At 53.8% G+C, this 15,736-nt stretch carries 12 protein-coding genes, 1 tRNA gene and 2 pseudogenes; 7 read left to right on the plus strand and 8 right to left on the minus strand.

From position 1 onward, the window contains the following. Both pgaB and pgaA read right to left on the minus strand, forming a co-directional pair. The coding region (pgaB, locus tag DOU50_RS04290) for a poly-beta-1,6-N-acetyl-D-glucosamine N-deacetylase PgaB (RefSeq protein ID WP_148768880.1) at positions 1 to 1,318 on the minus strand (1,318 nt) is incomplete at its 3' end. An 8-nt stretch (positions 1,319 to 1,326) separates the two neighbouring features. Then, complete coding sequence (pgaA, locus tag DOU50_RS04295; protein ID WP_148768881.1) at positions 1,327 to 3,765, minus strand: poly-beta-1,6 N-acetyl-D-glucosamine export porin PgaA; 2,439 nt, start codon at positions 3,763 to 3,765, stop codon at positions 1,327 to 1,329. Positions 3,766 to 4,437: 672 nt separating this feature from the next. On the opposite strand from pgaA, the gene DOU50_RS04300 reads away from it, so the two are divergent. Together DOU50_RS04300 and DOU50_RS04305 are read left to right on the plus strand one after the other, a co-directional pair. Then, positions 4,438 to 4,965 (plus strand): helix-turn-helix domain-containing protein, encoded by a 528-nt coding sequence (locus DOU50_RS04300; protein ID WP_050597738.1) that lies wholly within the window; start codon positions 4,438 to 4,440, stop codon positions 4,963 to 4,965. 284 nt (positions 4,966 to 5,249) lie between these two features. Continuing rightward, positions 5,250 to 5,576, plus strand: coding sequence for a hypothetical protein (locus DOU50_RS04305; RefSeq protein ID WP_071995311.1), 327 nt, complete (start codon positions 5,250 to 5,252; stop codon positions 5,574 to 5,576). On the opposite strand, the pseudogene DOU50_RS04310 reads toward DOU50_RS04305, so the two are convergent. Beyond that, positions 5,554 to 6,371, minus strand: a pseudogene (locus DOU50_RS04310) (DUF4225 domain-containing protein). The gene DOU50_RS04305 and the pseudogene DOU50_RS04310 sit on opposite strands and share 23 nt — an antisense overlap. 321 nt (positions 6,372 to 6,692) lie before the next feature. Here DOU50_RS04310 and DOU50_RS04315 point away from each other — a divergent pair. The 3 genes and pseudogenes from DOU50_RS04315 to DOU50_RS04325 form a co-directional block, all read left to right on the plus strand. After that, a pseudogene (locus DOU50_RS04315) lies at positions 6,693 to 6,893 on the plus strand (hypothetical protein); the annotation flags it as partial. A gap of 108 nt (positions 6,894 to 7,001) precedes the next feature. Next, the gene (locus tag DOU50_RS04320; protein ID WP_148768882.1) at positions 7,002 to 7,454 is read left to right on the plus strand and encodes an STM2901 family protein; all 453 of its coding nucleotides are present in this window, start codon (positions 7,002 to 7,004) and stop codon (positions 7,452 to 7,454) included. Further along, positions 7,454 to 7,771 (plus strand): DUF1493 family protein, encoded by a 318-nt coding sequence (locus tag DOU50_RS04325; protein ID WP_024906537.1) that lies wholly within the window; start codon positions 7,454 to 7,456, stop codon positions 7,769 to 7,771. The genes DOU50_RS04320 and DOU50_RS04325 overlap by 1 nt, the downstream gene beginning before the upstream one ends. Before the next feature lie 24 nt (positions 7,772 to 7,795). On the opposite strand, the gene DOU50_RS04330 is transcribed toward DOU50_RS04325, so the two are convergent. The 3 genes from DOU50_RS04330 to DOU50_RS04340 all read right to left on the minus strand — a co-directional run bounded on the left by DOU50_RS04330 (position 7,796) and on the right by DOU50_RS04340 (position 9,438). Continuing rightward, positions 7,796 to 8,278, minus strand: a complete 483-nt coding sequence (locus DOU50_RS04330; protein WP_061714485.1) for an Hcp family type VI secretion system effector — start codon at positions 8,276 to 8,278, stop codon at positions 7,796 to 7,798. A 272-nt stretch (positions 8,279 to 8,550) separates the two neighbouring features. Beyond that, positions 8,551 to 8,626, minus strand: a tRNA-Phe gene (locus DOU50_RS04335). A gap of 95 nt (positions 8,627 to 8,721) precedes the next feature. After that, positions 8,722 to 9,438 (minus strand): DUF554 domain-containing protein, encoded by a 717-nt coding sequence (locus tag DOU50_RS04340; RefSeq protein ID WP_048989588.1) that lies wholly within the window; start codon positions 9,436 to 9,438, stop codon positions 8,722 to 8,724. 181 nt (positions 9,439 to 9,619) lie between these two features. Between DOU50_RS04340 and DOU50_RS04345 the strand changes: the two genes are divergently transcribed. Next, a complete protein-coding gene (locus DOU50_RS04345) occupies positions 9,620 to 11,755 on the plus strand; it encodes an ornithine decarboxylase (protein ID WP_148768883.1) in 2,136 nt (711 codons plus the stop codon). A 54-nt stretch (positions 11,756 to 11,809) separates the two neighbouring features. On the opposite strand, the gene DOU50_RS04350 is transcribed toward DOU50_RS04345, so the two are convergent. Continuing rightward, positions 11,810 to 12,502: a response regulator gene (locus DOU50_RS04350; protein WP_090418633.1), complete on the minus strand. Its 693-nt coding sequence runs from the start codon at positions 12,500 to 12,502 to the stop codon at positions 11,810 to 11,812. After that, positions 12,492 to 14,117, minus strand: coding sequence for an ATP-binding protein (locus DOU50_RS04355; RefSeq protein WP_024906542.1), 1,626 nt, complete (start codon positions 14,115 to 14,117; stop codon positions 12,492 to 12,494). The genes DOU50_RS04350 and DOU50_RS04355 overlap by 11 nt, the downstream gene beginning before the upstream one ends. A gap of 345 nt (positions 14,118 to 14,462) precedes the next feature. On the opposite strand from DOU50_RS04355, the gene DOU50_RS04360 reads away from it, so the two are divergent. Beyond that, on the plus strand, positions 14,463 to 15,736 hold a 1,274-nt coding region (locus DOU50_RS04360; protein WP_148768885.1), incomplete at its 3' end, for a 2-hydroxycarboxylate transporter family protein.

A 15,736-nucleotide genomic window follows, 5' to 3' on the forward strand; every position in this document is an offset into this window, starting at 1 on the left:
GGTCCCACGGGGAGAGCCGGATATAGGGCTCGGTGGCCTCGCTCAGTTGGCCTGTCTGGCGATCCCGGCGCTGCACGCGCGGCAGAGCAGGATCGAGATCGAACGAGAGCACCGGCATCCACGCGAAGACTTTCACGCCCGCGCGGGTTTGCAGCTGCCAGGAGACAAAATTAAAGAGATCGGCCCGGACCGGCAGCTGGCGGTTGGGAAAATAGAGCGCCTTGATCCTGCCGTCGCCCTGCGGGTCGGCAAACGCCTGCAGGAAAACATGGCTGATTTTCATGTCGTAGACCCGCTGGATCAGCCTGTTGATATTTTGAGTCTGCTGGGCCGGATCGGGATCGTAAACGTAGTCGAGATCGACGTGCATGACGCGCACGGGCTCGCGCTCCTGAACCTGGCTTACCGTACTGGCAAACGCCTTGAGGGAGGGATTACCGGCGATCAGCAGACGAGGGATGTTCCCCAGCTCCTGAACGTTCCCCAGCCCGTCCTCAAGGGTAAAGGCCAGCTGGTAACCCTGCTGTCTGGCGATGGCGAGCGACGTGCCGTTGGCTGCGCCGTAGGGCCAGACCCAGGCGCGCGGCGCCTTGCCCGTCACCTGCGTGATTTTTTCGGTCACTTTACGAACGTCATCGCCGATCCGCTGGTTGAACTGTTGGTCGGTTTCATAGCGGCCCGTTGCTTTATCATAAAAACGATTGGCGATCGCCGGTTCGCGGCTGCCCTGCGGGTTGGCCGGAATGCCGTAATGCGAGGCCCAGGTATGCGATCCAATCTCAATCAGCGGGGACTGGCTGAGCTCGCGCACCATGTCCCACGTCGCGAAGCGATCGCGGGGCGTCATCAGGCCACCGAAGTTAACTTTTTGATTTTCCGGCGTATCCACCCAGCTGCCCACCGGCGCCCACAGCGCAGGAACGTTCCACGCCTGAAGCAGTGGCCAGACGCGGGTGTAAAAACTGCTATAGCCGTCATCAAAGCTGAGCAGAACGGCTTTGGGCGGCAGCGTTTTTTTCCCGTCATGGGCATCGAGAATGTCCTGCACGCTGATGACGTGATACCCGTTGTGCAGCAGCCAGCTTATCTGCTCGTTTAGCGCGCTGGTTCGCACGGAGAGGTAGCGCTGATCGGCGGCATCGTCTTCGACGTCGTGGTAGGCCAGTACCAGAAACTGGTTCTGCGGCCAGGGTTTGCTCGCCTCCAGCTGTGGCCGCGCGTTGGGCGCAATAAACGAAAATGCCTGCGCGCAGACGCTCGCGCTGAGGCAGAGCCAGCCGATGAGTATCAGGCTCACGGAAAAACGTGTGTTCATCATAATCATCCTTAAAAGCGTAAAGTCGCATCAAACGTGACGGAGAGGTTGCTCTCGCGTTTGCCGTCGTAAGGGCGCTTGTCCCAGTTCAGCATCACGCCGGTGTCCATGACGTTGTTCCACTGAACGCGTTGTCCGTAACCCAGCAGGGTGATGGCGCCAGCGGACTGATTTTTCTGCCAGTAGCCGCCTCCACCCGCCACGAACTGCTGGCTCCAGAGGGTGTCGTAATGGCGATACATTTCATGGTCGACGGACAGGGCGGCCGTCACGGACAGGTCCCGCGCCGGGTTGTAATAGAGCGTGTCGTGCAGGCTGTTTTTACTGGCGGCGATCCCTGGTTCGAGATCCAGCGTCAGGGACGGGGTCTGCCAGAGACGCTCCTTACCCGTGAGGGTGTATTCCTGTCGGCGGTTATGGTCCGAAAAGCGGCTGAGGGCGGCGCTGAACTGGTACTCACGGCGCTCGTTTTGATACCAGCGCACCCCGCCTTCCCCCCGGTTGGCGCTGATCCCGTTGCGTAACGCCCGCAGGGGCGTAGTGCGCGACAGGCGTTCAAGGCTGCCGCTGACCTGCCAGTTATCCGTCAGAACGTACGAGGTTGAGAGGCGAGCGCCCGGCTTGTTTTCCCCGTGATAGCGGTTGCTGGAGAGCTCGGCTTCGAGCTGGAGGTCGCGTGGTCGCCATTCGACGCCGCCCAACAGGTGACGGCTGGTGCCTTTGCCTTCTTCGAAATTACTCTGCGCATAGCGGGTGCCGGCAAATAGCCGCCAGTTATCCGCTACGGGCGGGCCATAGAGCGTGGCGTCCCAGTTGAGGTCGTGCGTCCCGCTGACGGGGTTATCGGAGTGCAAGCCCTTGCTCGCGTTGAGGCGCAGTTCGGACATATGGTGGACGGTGCGTAGCCTGTCCAGACGCCTGGCGCTGCGATCGACGGGCGTGCGGGTGATGACGTCGTCGGCCAGTAAATCCATCTGCCGCCACTCCTGCAGATCCATGGCGACGTAAGCCTGCTGCTGCTCAAGTTCCAGATTCGAGGGCTCCAGCGCCTCGGCCATTTTCAGCGTTTGCTCGGCCGCGCGCGGCAGACCCCGCGCCTGAAGCAGTGTGGCGTAGTCAATCTGTAAGCCCTGATTGCCCGGCGCCGTTGTCGCCAGATGGTGCGCCAGCTTTTCGGCTTCCGGCAGGGCATTCGTCGCCAGCAAATAGTTAAAACGGAGCGACTGCCCGGTAAGCCACAGATCGTTAGGCTGAGGGGTAGGTGAGCCGAAATCGTAACGGGTCCAGGGGACGTTGCGGGTCTGGCGCTCTGCATACCGGCGGGCGGACGGATACTCTCCCGTATCCAGCCAGGCGTAGAAAAGCGCGTGCTCCTCGTCCTGCGGGTCGGAAGCGTATTGCGGATAGCGTTGCAGAAGCGAGAAGGCGGCAGCCGCGTTTTTCTCCTGCAGGTACGCGGAGATCACCCAGCCGATTGCCCAGCCCGGCACCGGATGCTGGGCTGCCGTCAGATCCTGATATTCGCTGATGACCCGCGGGTAATCACCATGGGCGTACAGCGCGCCGAGCCGGTCGATACGCGCAAGGATGATGTCTTCCGCCGCCTGCGGCTCGCGTTGCCAGCGAGCAAGCAGCGCGCCGTAACGATTCAGCGCAGATTGCGCAAGCTGCAGGCGCTCCTTTTCTGTTCGGCCAGGCACATCGGCAAGGCGAACGCTTTCGGCTGCGGCATTCAGCTCAAGGCGACGACGCTCCGCGGGGGACAGCGCCACCTTTTGTGAAAGAAGGAGCGCGGGGGTATTGACCCGGTTATCCGTTAGCGCATCAATCAGCTCCCTGAGGAGCGTTTTATTCTCAGGTGCGATATTCAGCGCGCGCGTGTCTGCTAAGAGCCGATCCCAGCTTTTTCCCTGGCGTAACCAGACATACGCCAGCGTCTGAAGATGCGCCTGAGAGGGATTTTCCGCCACCAGCCGCCGGGCTTCCTGCAGGGCAAGCGTATCTTTGCGGGCATCGGCCAGGGTTTTGATATAGCCGATACGATAATCGTCGTTATCCGGCGCAAGGCTGCGCGCCTTTTCCCAGAGCGCCAGGGCGGGCTGCCACGCCTTTTGATTTCGCCTGGATTGCGCGACAGCCGCAACGCCACGGGCGGGTAGCGGCATATAAATGCTGTAGCGCTGCCAGACCTGAATAACCTCGTCATCATGACCTGCCCAGGCCGCCACCTGTAACCAGTCCGCGACGTGTTCAGGCGTCAGGGCATGCTGCTGCTGATAACGCTGAAGATAATCGAGAAACGACGTGTAATTACCGTTACGCGCCTGTTGAATCTGTTGCTCATAAACGGATTCCGTAGCCTGAACCAGAACAGGAAAGAGTAATAACAGAAACAATAATGTTGGGGTGCGATAAAAGAATAATGTACTGAAGCTAAGTGATCTTTCCATATCTATTTGCCATTTGTTTATCATGAATCCATTGCATAACACGGCCGCCTTTAAGCTCAGCGTAAAAGGCCATAAATGAGAACATTAAATCTGAATGCAGTGATGTTACGGGGTACTTACTTAAAGGTAATTATGGATCCTCATCTCAGTAGACTGGATGGGAGGTAATGTACACCTGATATGTTGCCGGATAAATATGCTGAAAAGCGGCTGAGTAGTTTTGAGATAATTCTGGAATGAGCAGGTTTTAATGATTATTTTGAATTGGAGGATTAATCGTAACTAACTGAAATAAAATGATTTTATTTTTATTGTGACAGTTTTGTATATATTTTTAATGACGTTTATCCGCCTCAATTAAAGTACTTTCTGGTGCATGTTTGGGAAGTTTCATGACAAAAATTCTTAATGTTTAGAGAAGTGACTTTTCTGCGATTGTTTTTTATTTATAATTAATGGCAGACATTGAATGATAGTCTACAGGAAGTCTTACTCATCAATGTCTGTATTGAGGGATGTCCAAAGCCAGAATACATTTATCGTTAATATAACAGCGCTATAAAACGAAGGCGGCCTTCTTTCTGAAGGATCGTTCTTGCTTTAATCTAAAAGGGATGGTTAGTGGCAACTTCAATAGTGTTAGTGACTCAGGATCGCTACCTTGTCAGGGGAATGCGGATATTTTTTCCGGATATTATCCTGCTCGACTCGATTGACAGAAACATATTTGATAACGGTGCAGATGAATATTCTGTATTGATTGATAGTCGTTGTCCGCTCCGTTTATATGATTACCTGATACGCCATCCGGCCAGAACGAAAAAAACAATCTGCTGCGTTATGCTTGATATGCGTCACCGCGAGGAAAATCTGCTCAGTATGAAGCTGTTTATGAACACGTCGCTCACTGCGCCGGACATGGCCTCGCTGTTTAATCTGGTGCTCAATATGAAGGGCAGGCGCCTGACCACGAAGTGGCTGCTGAATTTACGGCTTAGCACGCACGAAGCGATCATGCTGCGGCTGCTGAGGGCTGGGATGCCGATGGAAGCCATTGCCGATGAGCTGAATACGTCGGTGAAAAGCCTCTACCGCAAACGAACAGCGCTCTCGGAACGCCTGGGGGCGGAGAACTTCAACGAGGCGTGTTTGTTTATCTTTAAAAACAAACTGCTGGACGCAGGTGGGAACGATCCCTAGAGTGGGGAGAGATCAAAAGCAAAATTGCGGGCGGTATTCTGAGCTTTGAGAATGCTGGATGAGGACAACTTCCTGGCCTTGGGTTTAGATTTACTCTGGCTCAAAACGACACAAGGACGTTGTCATGGACACGATTGAAGAGTCTGGTCACCGCTACTGTGTAGCATATCTTCAAATATTTGATTTAAATAAAAATTTTACAAATATCGTCAAGGAGCGATTTATCCGTCAAATTAAGTTAAACTTCGTCACAGGTTTCAGTGAGTTATGGGACGGATGGCAGAATGACGAGCGAAGAAGCACTTTTAAAATCAGGTTTTAGTAAACGAGATCTTCAAAAGCTAAAAAACAATATCGAGAATTACGGTGGTTCGTTTGATAGCGTAACTCATGATCTGGCCAATCGTTTTAAGGCAATGAAGTGGATAACTATTATTGCCTTTATCATACTGGCTTTAACTCTTTTACTTGCATCCAGGGATACAAGTCTGACACTTGCGCTCACGTTATTGATTGTACTCCCTTTTATCTGGTATATAACGCCAGCAAAACTTGGCTACAAATCCTGGCGTTATCGTAAAATGCTGACTAATTCTGGGACGGGTCGCTGACGGACAACAGATCAAAAATAATCTTAGCTTTGACCCCATAACCAGCAATTTTCATTGTAAGCTGCGGGCGGCTCAGTGTGCTCACCTTTCGGTAATAGTCTGTGGGCATATAACGAAACAGTCGCCAGGTACCTGGTCGCCGCAACAAGCCAAAAATGGTATAAGCGTTAGCGGCCAGTGAAATAGATTTGTAGACACCTAACCCGTTCTCACGACTAAAGCCCATAAACTCAGCTGTAGACATCGCGGCACCCGCGACCAGCCCTTCACTGGTAGTGTTGTTCGTTGCGTAGCGAGCCACTTCTTTACTGATGCTGTTTGCCCCGTCAGTAACCAGAACCGCACCAGCAAGGACCCCGAGAGGGGTCATAGTGCCAATAAGGGTAAATCCTGCGGCTATTTCAGCACCGGCCAGGACAACACTAACTGCCGAGATAACATACCCAACAATTTTGTTATTCTCTCGGATGAACTCGACTTTAGCGTAAAGCTTCGCTGCCTTAGTTCGTAATAAACGAGCTTGTTCCAGAAGGTTATAGTTTCTTCTCTAAGTTTTTTAACGCATTCCATGCATTCTTCATCTGATTTAGCACGACGAGCTAACGTAAACTGTTGTTCTATGAGGTCCCGAATTTCCTGAATAAACTTCATTCGAGTCAGACCATCGCTGAGATGAAAAGCCGACAGAGTGTTGGCTGTATTTACCAGTTTTCTGGCTTCCATATTCACCATCGTTTCCGCCCAGGCTTTATTTCTTCCACCTGATTGCATCATGTTAAGCAATGCTGCATCCATTGTAATTCCTCTCAATTGCTTTACCGGCATCTGTTTAGACTGATAAACGGCTCCCTCTGACAGCCATGCGTGCCAACGCATGGACAATACAGTAGCAATGTAGTTACGGGGTCTGAAGCAGAAGTCGCTTTTTGCAGCTTCGCTCCTCGGCCTGCTTTGTCGCCGGTGCTCACATGTGTTGTGCCACTCCTGCTCCAGTGAATAGCTGCCCTACATATCTGAAAGCAATCTTTGCACTTTCGATAAAGCCGGATGACGGGGAGAGCCCCTATCCTGTTGAGTAATTTACTCATTTCGCTGAGTGGTTGGCGGGGTCAGTCCATGTTGAGGGCAGGGATGTTAATGGAGGAGGTTGCAGGCGAGCTGAATACGTCGGTGAAAAGTCTCTATCGTAAACGGACGGCGCTCTCGGAACGGCTGGGGGCGGAGAATTTTAATGAGGCGTGTTTGTTTATCTTCAAAAACAAACTGCTGGGCGCAGGTAGGAACGATCCCTGGGTTGGGGAGAGACCAAAAGCATAAAACTGTCTTGCGGGCGCTATTCTGAGTTTTAAGAAAAATGGACGGTGACAGCATCCTTGTTTCAGATATGGATTTACTCTGGCTCAAAACGAGAGAAAGGACGCTGTAATGGACACGGTTGAAGAGTCTGGTGGAACATATTTCTATCACGGTAATGCTAACGTAACAGCGCAGGAGCTATTTTTGCTCATATTTGCTGAAGGTCATGCAAATCATATAGGGGTGACGGTTGAGACTGCTGCAACCATTTTGGCTGGGCAACCCCTTCTGCCTAAGCGAAAGGTCCTGGGTGCATCCGGATCACGGACAAGTATTGCCTCGAAAGTGGCGCGGCGTATTTTAAAGGGAGCACGTTTCCCCGATGGCATAAGGGTCGAAACCACCATTGGTATGGGTAAGACACGTCTAACAAACAAGGTCGGGGCAGCAGTAGGGCGGGCGGTTCCGTATGTTGGCTATACTCAGGCGGTGATTATTTTTATTACGGTTGCCAGAGAAACGAGAAGCAAGTACAACCTCATCGCGCGACCTAAAGATCGTATTGCCTGGACATACTTCTGATGTTGCTTCCTGATGAGCAAGAATTACTAGATTACATCACTGAGAATTATAGTGACCGTAAAACTCCGGCAAGGAAAGAATGGACCTTCCAGGAGCATTTCAATCTCGTACCAGAAGATCTTGAGGACATGCTGCTTGACCTTTTCACCCGGTATGGAATTGAATATAGCAACTTTGTGATGGACCATTATTTTGAACCGGAGCTGTATTGGTTTCAGTTTCGGCTCAGAAAAAAATTCCGCGATCGGCAGTACAAGCCGCTAAATCTCGAAATGATTATTGAGTCGGCAAAAGCGGGGCGCTGGCTATATGACTAAGGGGCTGAAAGCCCCTTATGATGTTTACGCCGATTGACGCTCGTTCCATGCATCACTAAAGATGATGTTCCCATCGTTATGCTTCCAGGTGATTTTCTCGTACCTGAGTTCGATGGTTTCCATATGGTTTTCGTTAGGGTTATCGCCTGAAGCCATCGCAGGGGAAATCGACACTATCCTGACGTCTTCAAGCAACATGTTGAAATACTCTTCTTCCATGCCAGAGTAATTTATCCGATACCACTTTATCTCAGCTGATGACAGGTTTTGACCTGTCGCAACGGCTTTGTAGAGGTATGGGCTTGAACAATCGAATTCCTTAATGATCAACATAGGTGAGTGCATTCGCGTACCGGTTATTTTACCGGTTGCGTTATCTGTTGGGATAACAAGGTTATGATGAAAACCTTTCACTTCAATGCTGCATTCTCTGTGTTGAACATCAACTCCGCCTTTAATCAACGCGCCACCATCGTCCTTCAGCCATAGATAAGCCGGTATAGCCATTCGAATATTCCTTCCTTTTTGCGTGTGGATCTCCGTCCTGCTTTCGCAGACCATTCGGGCAAGCGTATACGCGTAGCTGGTATAGAAGTTCAAAACAGATCATGTTTACGGCCTGTCTTTGTTTTTTTAAGACAATGACTTGTTATTTTTTAATCAAAAATTAAAAGGAAGTCTGACGCTGGAAGCGTAATACTATGTCAGTGATTGGCTGTATGAGCTGCTGGACTAGCGCAAAAGCAAAAACCCGCCACGAGGGCGGGTTCTTTAAATAGTGGTGCCCGGACTCGGAATCGAACCAAGGACACGGGGATTTTCAATCCCCTGCTCTACCGACTGAGCTATCCGGGCAACGGGGCGCATTAAACCCGATCTGCCCGGTGGCGTCAACGAAAAATGTTGTTTTCGTTACAGACTGCGCAATCTCTCACCATTTCGCCGCATCCTTAAGCGAAAAAGTGCGTCCAGAGCGCGGAGAGCGGCATGGCGAGCAGCAGTGCGGGCAGCATGTTCACCACGGCAAACATCTTAATCCCACAGATACGCAGCCCGGTAGCCAGCAGCAGCAGGCCGCCGACGGCGGTAAAGTCTGCCATCATCGCTGGCGTGGTGAGCGGAAGAATCAACGTGGCGCAGGTAGCCAGTGCCAGCTGGATCAGCAGCATCGGGACGCAAATCGCCGCCACGGCGACGCCAAGAGTAGTGGCGAAAATGGTGGCGGTGAAGAAATCAAGAAACGCCTTCGCAATCAATATGCTCGGGTCGCCCGTCATCCCTTCCTGCATCGAACCGAAAATCCCGGTGCCGCTGGCGCAAAACAGAATGATGATAGCGACATAGTTTTGAATAAACGACTCATGCGTACCGTGTTTCGCCTTGCCGCCGGGTCGGGCAATCAGGTTTTTGGCTTTACTCACCGCGCCGTTAATGCCTTTTTCCAGATAGCAGAACTCGCCAATCAGCGCGCCGAGCAGGGTGGCCAGCACCATCACCGGCAGGTTGGCGCATTTGATGACTAAAAGAATACCGATCCCTAACGATGCCAGGCCGAATATCGAGGGCATGGAGGTGCGAATCCGCTCCGGCAACCGCTGGCTTAGCACGGCGCCGAGTACGCCGCCCAGCAATACGGCTCCTGCGTTGATAAATGGCCCGATAACCAAAGTTAACTCCTGTTATTTAATCATTGATATTGCATTATTATGGCACGTCAGGCCTGCGCGAGCCTTAGCTTTGGGTGGTTTCGTGCATACTGATTGCTTCTTGCACCTCAAAATAAAAGGTGACATTATTGCGCGAATTTTCTCCTCCCTGTCTCACCGCTCGGTGAGGGTAACTGCGCCTATGAAAACCATGAAAATTGCCGTCAGCCGCGAGCTGGTCTCCACCGTGTCTACGCACCGCGAAAAGGTGACGCTGGACAGCACTGATTTTACCGATGTGGCGGCCGTCGTCATCACAACAGCTGAAAGTCGCAGCGGCATTCTTGCACTGCTGAAACGTACGGGCTTTCAGCTACCGGTGTTTATTTTCTCGCAGGAGGCAACGGACGTACCTGACGGTGCCACCGCGGTCATCTCGGGTAAAGCTCAGGAGTTTCTGGAACTGGAAACTGCTGCCAGCCGTTATGAAGAGAATTTGCTGCCGCCGTTTTTCGACACCTTGAGCCAGTATGTTGAGATGGGCAACAGCACTTTTGCCTGTCCAGGCCACCAGCACGGCGCCTTTTTCAAAAAACACCCGGCAGGGCGGCAGTTCTATGATTTCTTCGGTGAGAACGTGTTTCGCGCCGACATGTGCAATGCCGACGTGAAGCTGGGCGATCTTCTGATCCACGAAGGGTCCGCCAAGCATGCGCAAAAGTTCGCGGCGAAAGTGTTCAACGCGGATAAAACCTACTTCGTGCTGAACGGAACGTCGGCGGCCAACAAGGTAGTGACCAACGCGCTGCTCACCCGCGGCGATCTGGTGCTGTTCGACCGCAACAACCATAAATCTAACCACCACGGGGCGCTGATCCAGGCGGGTGCCACGCCGGTTTATCTGGAGGCTGCACGTAACCCGTTTGGCTTTATTGGCGGGATTGACGAGCACTGCTTTGACGACGCGTATCTGCGGGACCTGATCCGCGAGGCGGCGCCGGAGAAAGCCGACGAGGCGCGTCCGTTCCGCCTGGCGATCATTCAACTCGGCACCTACGACGGGACGATCTACAACGCCCGTCAGGTGATCGACAAGATCGGCCATCTCTGCGACTACATCCTCTTTGACTCCGCCTGGGTGGGCTACGAGCAGTTTATTCCGATGATGGCGGAAACGTCCCCGCTGTTGCTGGAGCTGAACGAGAACGATCCTGGGATTTTCGTGACCCAGTCGGTGCACAAACAGCAGGCCGGGTTCTCACAAACGTCGCAGATCCATAAAAAGGATAACCACATCCGCGGTCAGGCGCGTTTCTGCCCGCACAAGCGGCTGAACAACGCCTTTATGCTGCATGCCTCCACCAGCCCGTTTTACCCGCTGTTCGCCGCGCTGGATGTGAATGCCAAGATCCACGAAGGGGAAAGCGGGCGCAGGCTGTGGGCCGAGTGCGTTGAGCTGGGGATTGAGGCGCGTAAGGCGATCATTGCCAACTGTCATATGATCAAACCGTTTATCCCACCGGTGGTGGCGGGGCGGCCGTGGCAGGATCATCCGACGCACGCCATCGCCAGCGAGCTGCGCTTCTTCAGCTTTGAGCCGGGGGCCAAATGGCACGGGTTTGAGGGCTATGCTCACGAGCAGTACTTTGTCGACCCGTGCAAGCTGCTGCTGACCACGCCGGGCATCGATGCCGAAACAGGGGAGTACACTGATTTCGGGATCCCGGCGACGATTCTGGCGCACTACCTGCGCGAAAACGGCATCGTGCCGGAGAAATGCGACCTCAACTCGATCCTGTTCCTGCTGACGCCTGCCGAAAGCAGCGAGAAGCTGGCGCAGCTGGTGGCGATGCTGGGCCAGTTTGAACAGCATATTGAAGACGACACGCCGCTGGCGGACGTGCTGCCGACGATCTTCCAGAAATACCCGGTGCGCTACCGGGATTACACCCTTCGCCAGCTGTGCCAGGAGATGCACGATCTCTACGTCAGCTTTGACGTCAAGGATCTGCAGAAGGCGATGTTCCGTAAGGGGAGTCTGCCGGAGGTGGTGATGAACCCGCAGGATGCCAATCAGGCGTATATTCGCGGAGAGGTGGAGCTGGTTCGCATACGGGATGCCGAAGGACGGATTGCTGCCGAAGGGGCGCTGCCCTATCCGCCGGGCGTGCTGTGCGTGGTGCCGGGTGAAGTCTGGGGCGGGGCGGTGCAGCGTTACTTCCTGGCGCTGGAGGAGGGGATCAACCTGCTGCCGGGCTTCTCGCCGGAGCTGCAGGGGGTTTACAGCGAGAAGGATGCCGACGGGATCAAGCGGCTGTATGGGTATGTGTTGAGATAGTGCGGGCTGCAGCCCTCACCCTAACCCTCTCCCACAGGGAGAGGGAACCTTTCATCAAACCGCACTACGCTTGTACATCCTCCTCGGATGCCCAATCTTGCCGTACAGCATCTCCACCGTCAGAAAACCCGCCTCCACGCAGTGCTCCAGATAGCGCCGGGTGGTGGTTTTGCTTAATCCCGTTTCGCTCACCACCTCATCCACGGTAAAGCAGTGCGTTGCCTTGTCGTTAAACAGCGACTGCACCCGCGCCAGCGTATTTTCCTCAATGCCCTTGCTGCCGTTGTCCAGGCGGTAGTTTTTCGCCTGTAGCTGATACAGCGAATCGACGTTCTGCTGGTCGACAATCTTCCAGACCCGCTGCTGTTCGGCAAACTGCACAAACCGCTCCAGCGACTGGCTGAGCCGCTTCCAGGAGACGGGTTTGAGGATGTAGTCGAACGCGCCGTTGCGGATCGCCTGGCTGCAGGTATCCATATCGCTGGCGGCGGTTATAAAAATCACCGAGCAGTTGGCGCGGGCCAGCATGGGGTTATTAATCAGCGAGATCCCTTTGCCGTCCGGCAGATAGTTATCCAGCAGCACCAGCTGCGGCTGTTTGTTTGCAAGTTCTGCCTGAGCCGCAGCCAGCGACGAGGCAATGCCCACCAGCCTCAGTCGCGGATGTTTGCTTATCAGCTCCGCGTGCAGTTGCGCCAGCTCGTTCTCGTCTTCAACAATCAGTACGTCGATAAGTTCATGTTGCATAGTCGGTGTCTTCCAGTTGCCGGGCGGTTCCCGTGGCCGGGATAAACAAGGAGAAAATGGCGCCGCGCGGGGTATTATCGGCAACTTCTATCGCGCCGCCAGCCTGTGTGACATAGCTTTCGATCAGATACAGGCCAATCCCATGATCGCCGCGTGTTTTGGTGGTGATGCCGCGTTCAAAGATCCGGTCACGGATCTCCGGTGTAATGCCAACGCCCTGGTCGGCGACTTCAATAATCAGCTCCTGGTCGCTGAGTTTTATCAGCACTTCTACCGGCGCATGGGGAAGCGGCGATCGCTGCGTCGCTTCGATGGCGTTATCCAGCAGGTTGCCAATAATTGAAATCAGCTCTTGTTCCCCTAACGGCAGGAACGGCCTGTCCAGCCGACATGCCGGGTCGAAACTCAGTTCGACGCCTTTCTCCCGCGCGCGGGCGGCTTTCCCCAGCAGCAGGCCACACAGGGTCGGGGAGCTGAAGCGCGAAGAGATAAAGTCCAGCAGCTCCTGGGCATGCTCCGACTGCGCCTGAATGTAGCCAATGGCTTCCTCATAGCGGCCCATATGCAGCAGGCCGGAGAGCGTGGTCATTCGGTTTAACTGCTCATGGCGCATAATACGCAGGTTATCGACATAGCGTTTTACCTGGCTGAGCTGGGCGCTCAGCGAGTCGATTTCATTGCGATCGCGGAAGGTGATCACCCACCCCTGCAGCGACCCCTCAAGCATTATGTGCACCCGGCTGGCAATTACCGTGAGATCGTTAAAACGGCAAATCTCGTCATGGGTATCTTTCGCCAGCATCGTCTGCGTGTCGAAGAACGGGACCGGATCGATAACCTGGCTTATCAGCTGCCCGCGCAGCTCCCGGGCCGGCTGGCTCAGACCCAGCAGCTTGCGCGCCGCCTGGTTGATCACTTCAATCCGTCGCCGATCGTCAATGGCAATCACCCCTTCATAAATAGACTCCATTAGCGCCTTCTGCTGGCGCACCAGCAGCCCGATTTCTCGCGGCTCAAGAGAGAAGATCTGCTTCTTGATGCTGCGGGTAAAGAACCAGGAGAAGATAAAGAGAGCGATCAGCAGCAGCACGGCGGCAATCAGGATATTGACCACCTTACTGACGGTAATGGTGTCCAGGTAGCTGGTGAGATAGCCGACAGAAACAATGCCGACCACCTGTCCGGCAGCGTTGAAGATGGGGGCCTTACTGCGCAGCGAAATACCCAACCCGCCTTTGCGAATGGTGGTGGTGCTTTTACCCTGCAATACGGCTTCGTTGTCTCCGCCAACCAGGGTTGTGCCCACTCTGTCGGCAAAGACGGAGTGAAAAAGATGCTGACCCTTATTATCACCAATCACAATAAAGCTGGCGTCACTGTGCGCAGAAATCTTCTGCATAAAATCATGGATGGCGCTGATATTTTTTTGTTCAACTTCATTACGCAATGTCGGAATAAGTGCAATTTCTTCAGCCTGTATTTTGGCTCGCGTACTCATTTCCTGATATAGCTGTTTCCCGACGTCGGCATAATAATATCCGCCCAGTAACGCAAAAAGTACTGAGAAAAAGGCAACCAGCGAAATAAACAACTTGATCTGGAAAGAGACTTTCATAACTATCACGCAAGGTAGCAGCAAAGATCGCCAATATATCATCTTTTTTCACGCGGACGCCCGCTTTGCCGAAAACTTGTGATCCCTTGCACAGCGGGCGCTGTAAAAGCGTTATCCTAAAGTCTGCCGTGCCTCTGGCTGCATGAACAAATGTTATTTGTTTGTTCGATTCGGAAAAGAAACCATAAAAACCACGCTAATAAATAAGGTATAAATCACATTAAATAAAAGAAACCATTAAAACCATAGCTGCCATTAAAACTTCGCTTTTAATATGCCATTCCTCACATAAAGTAAGCCTTTGTGACTCTAAGCTGAACGCACAAAATAACCAAGGGGCTTATTATGAGCACAACTGACGATTCTTTCTCTGTTACCCACGACCCGATTGAAATTCAGCGACCTTCGCTCAAAGAGCGTTGGTGGCATATTATGGATACCTGGAAAATTGGGATTATTCCTCTGCCGCTGTTCGTTCTGGCGGGCGCGCTGATCGCGATTGATTGCCTGGGCGGAAAACTGCCGAGCGATATCGTGGTGATGGTGGCAACGCTGGCCTTCTTCGGCTTTGCCTGCGGCGAGTTTGGCAAACGCCTGCCGATTGTCGGCAAGCTCGGCGCGGCGGCGATTTGCGCCACCTTTATTCCTTCCGCGCTGGTCTATTACGGCCTGCTGCCGGACGTGGTGGTCGAGTCCACCACCAAGTTCTACAAATCCACCAACATTCTCTATCTCTATATCTGCTGCATTATTGTCGGCAGCATCATGAGCATGAACCGCACGGTGCTGATTCAGGGCTTCCTGCGCATCTTCTTCCCGATGCTGTGCGGCGAAATCGTCGGCATGCTGGTGGGGATGGGCGTCGGCCTGGCGCTGGGTCTTGAGCCGTTCCAGATCTTCTTCTTTATCATTCTGCCTATTATGGCGGGCGGCGTCGGGGAAGGGGCGATCCCGCTTTCCATCGGCTATGCCACCTTACTGCACATGGACCAGGGCGTGGCGCTCGGCCGCGTGTTGCCGATGGTGATGCTCGGTGGTCTGACGGCGATCATCATCTCCGGCTGCCTGAACCAGCTCGGTAAACGTTTCCCGCACCTGACCGGTGAAGGCCAGCTGATGCCTAACCGCGCCAATGCCGATACCACCGTCTCTCAGCCTGCATTCTCCGGCAAAGCGGACGTGACCACGATCGCCTCCGGCGCGCTGCTGGCGGTGCTGCTCTACATGCTGGGCATGCTCGGCCACAAGCTGATTGGCCTGCCTGCGCCGGTCGGCATGCTGTTTATGGCGGTGCTGGTGAAGCTCTGCAACGGCGCCTCTCCGCGCCTGCTGGAAGGCTCTCAGGTGGTGTACAAATTCTTCCAGACCTCTGTGACCTACCCGATTCTCTTTGCCGTTGGCGTGGCCATCACCCCATGGCATGAACTGGTGGCCGCCTTCACGCTGACCAACCTGCTGGTGATTATCAGCACCGTCTCCGCGCTGGTGGCGACCGGGTTCTTCGTCGGCAAAAAGATTGGTATGCACCCGATTGATGTCGCCATCGTCTCCTGCTGCCAGAGCGGACAGGGCGGTACCGGCGACGTGGCGATCCTGACCGCAGGCAACCGCATGAGCCT

It is taken from the genome of Enterobacter sp. C6 (assembly GCF_008122455.1).
Classification (GTDB): domain Bacteria; phylum Pseudomonadota; class Gammaproteobacteria; order Enterobacterales; family Enterobacteriaceae; genus Enterobacter; species Enterobacter pseudoroggenkampii.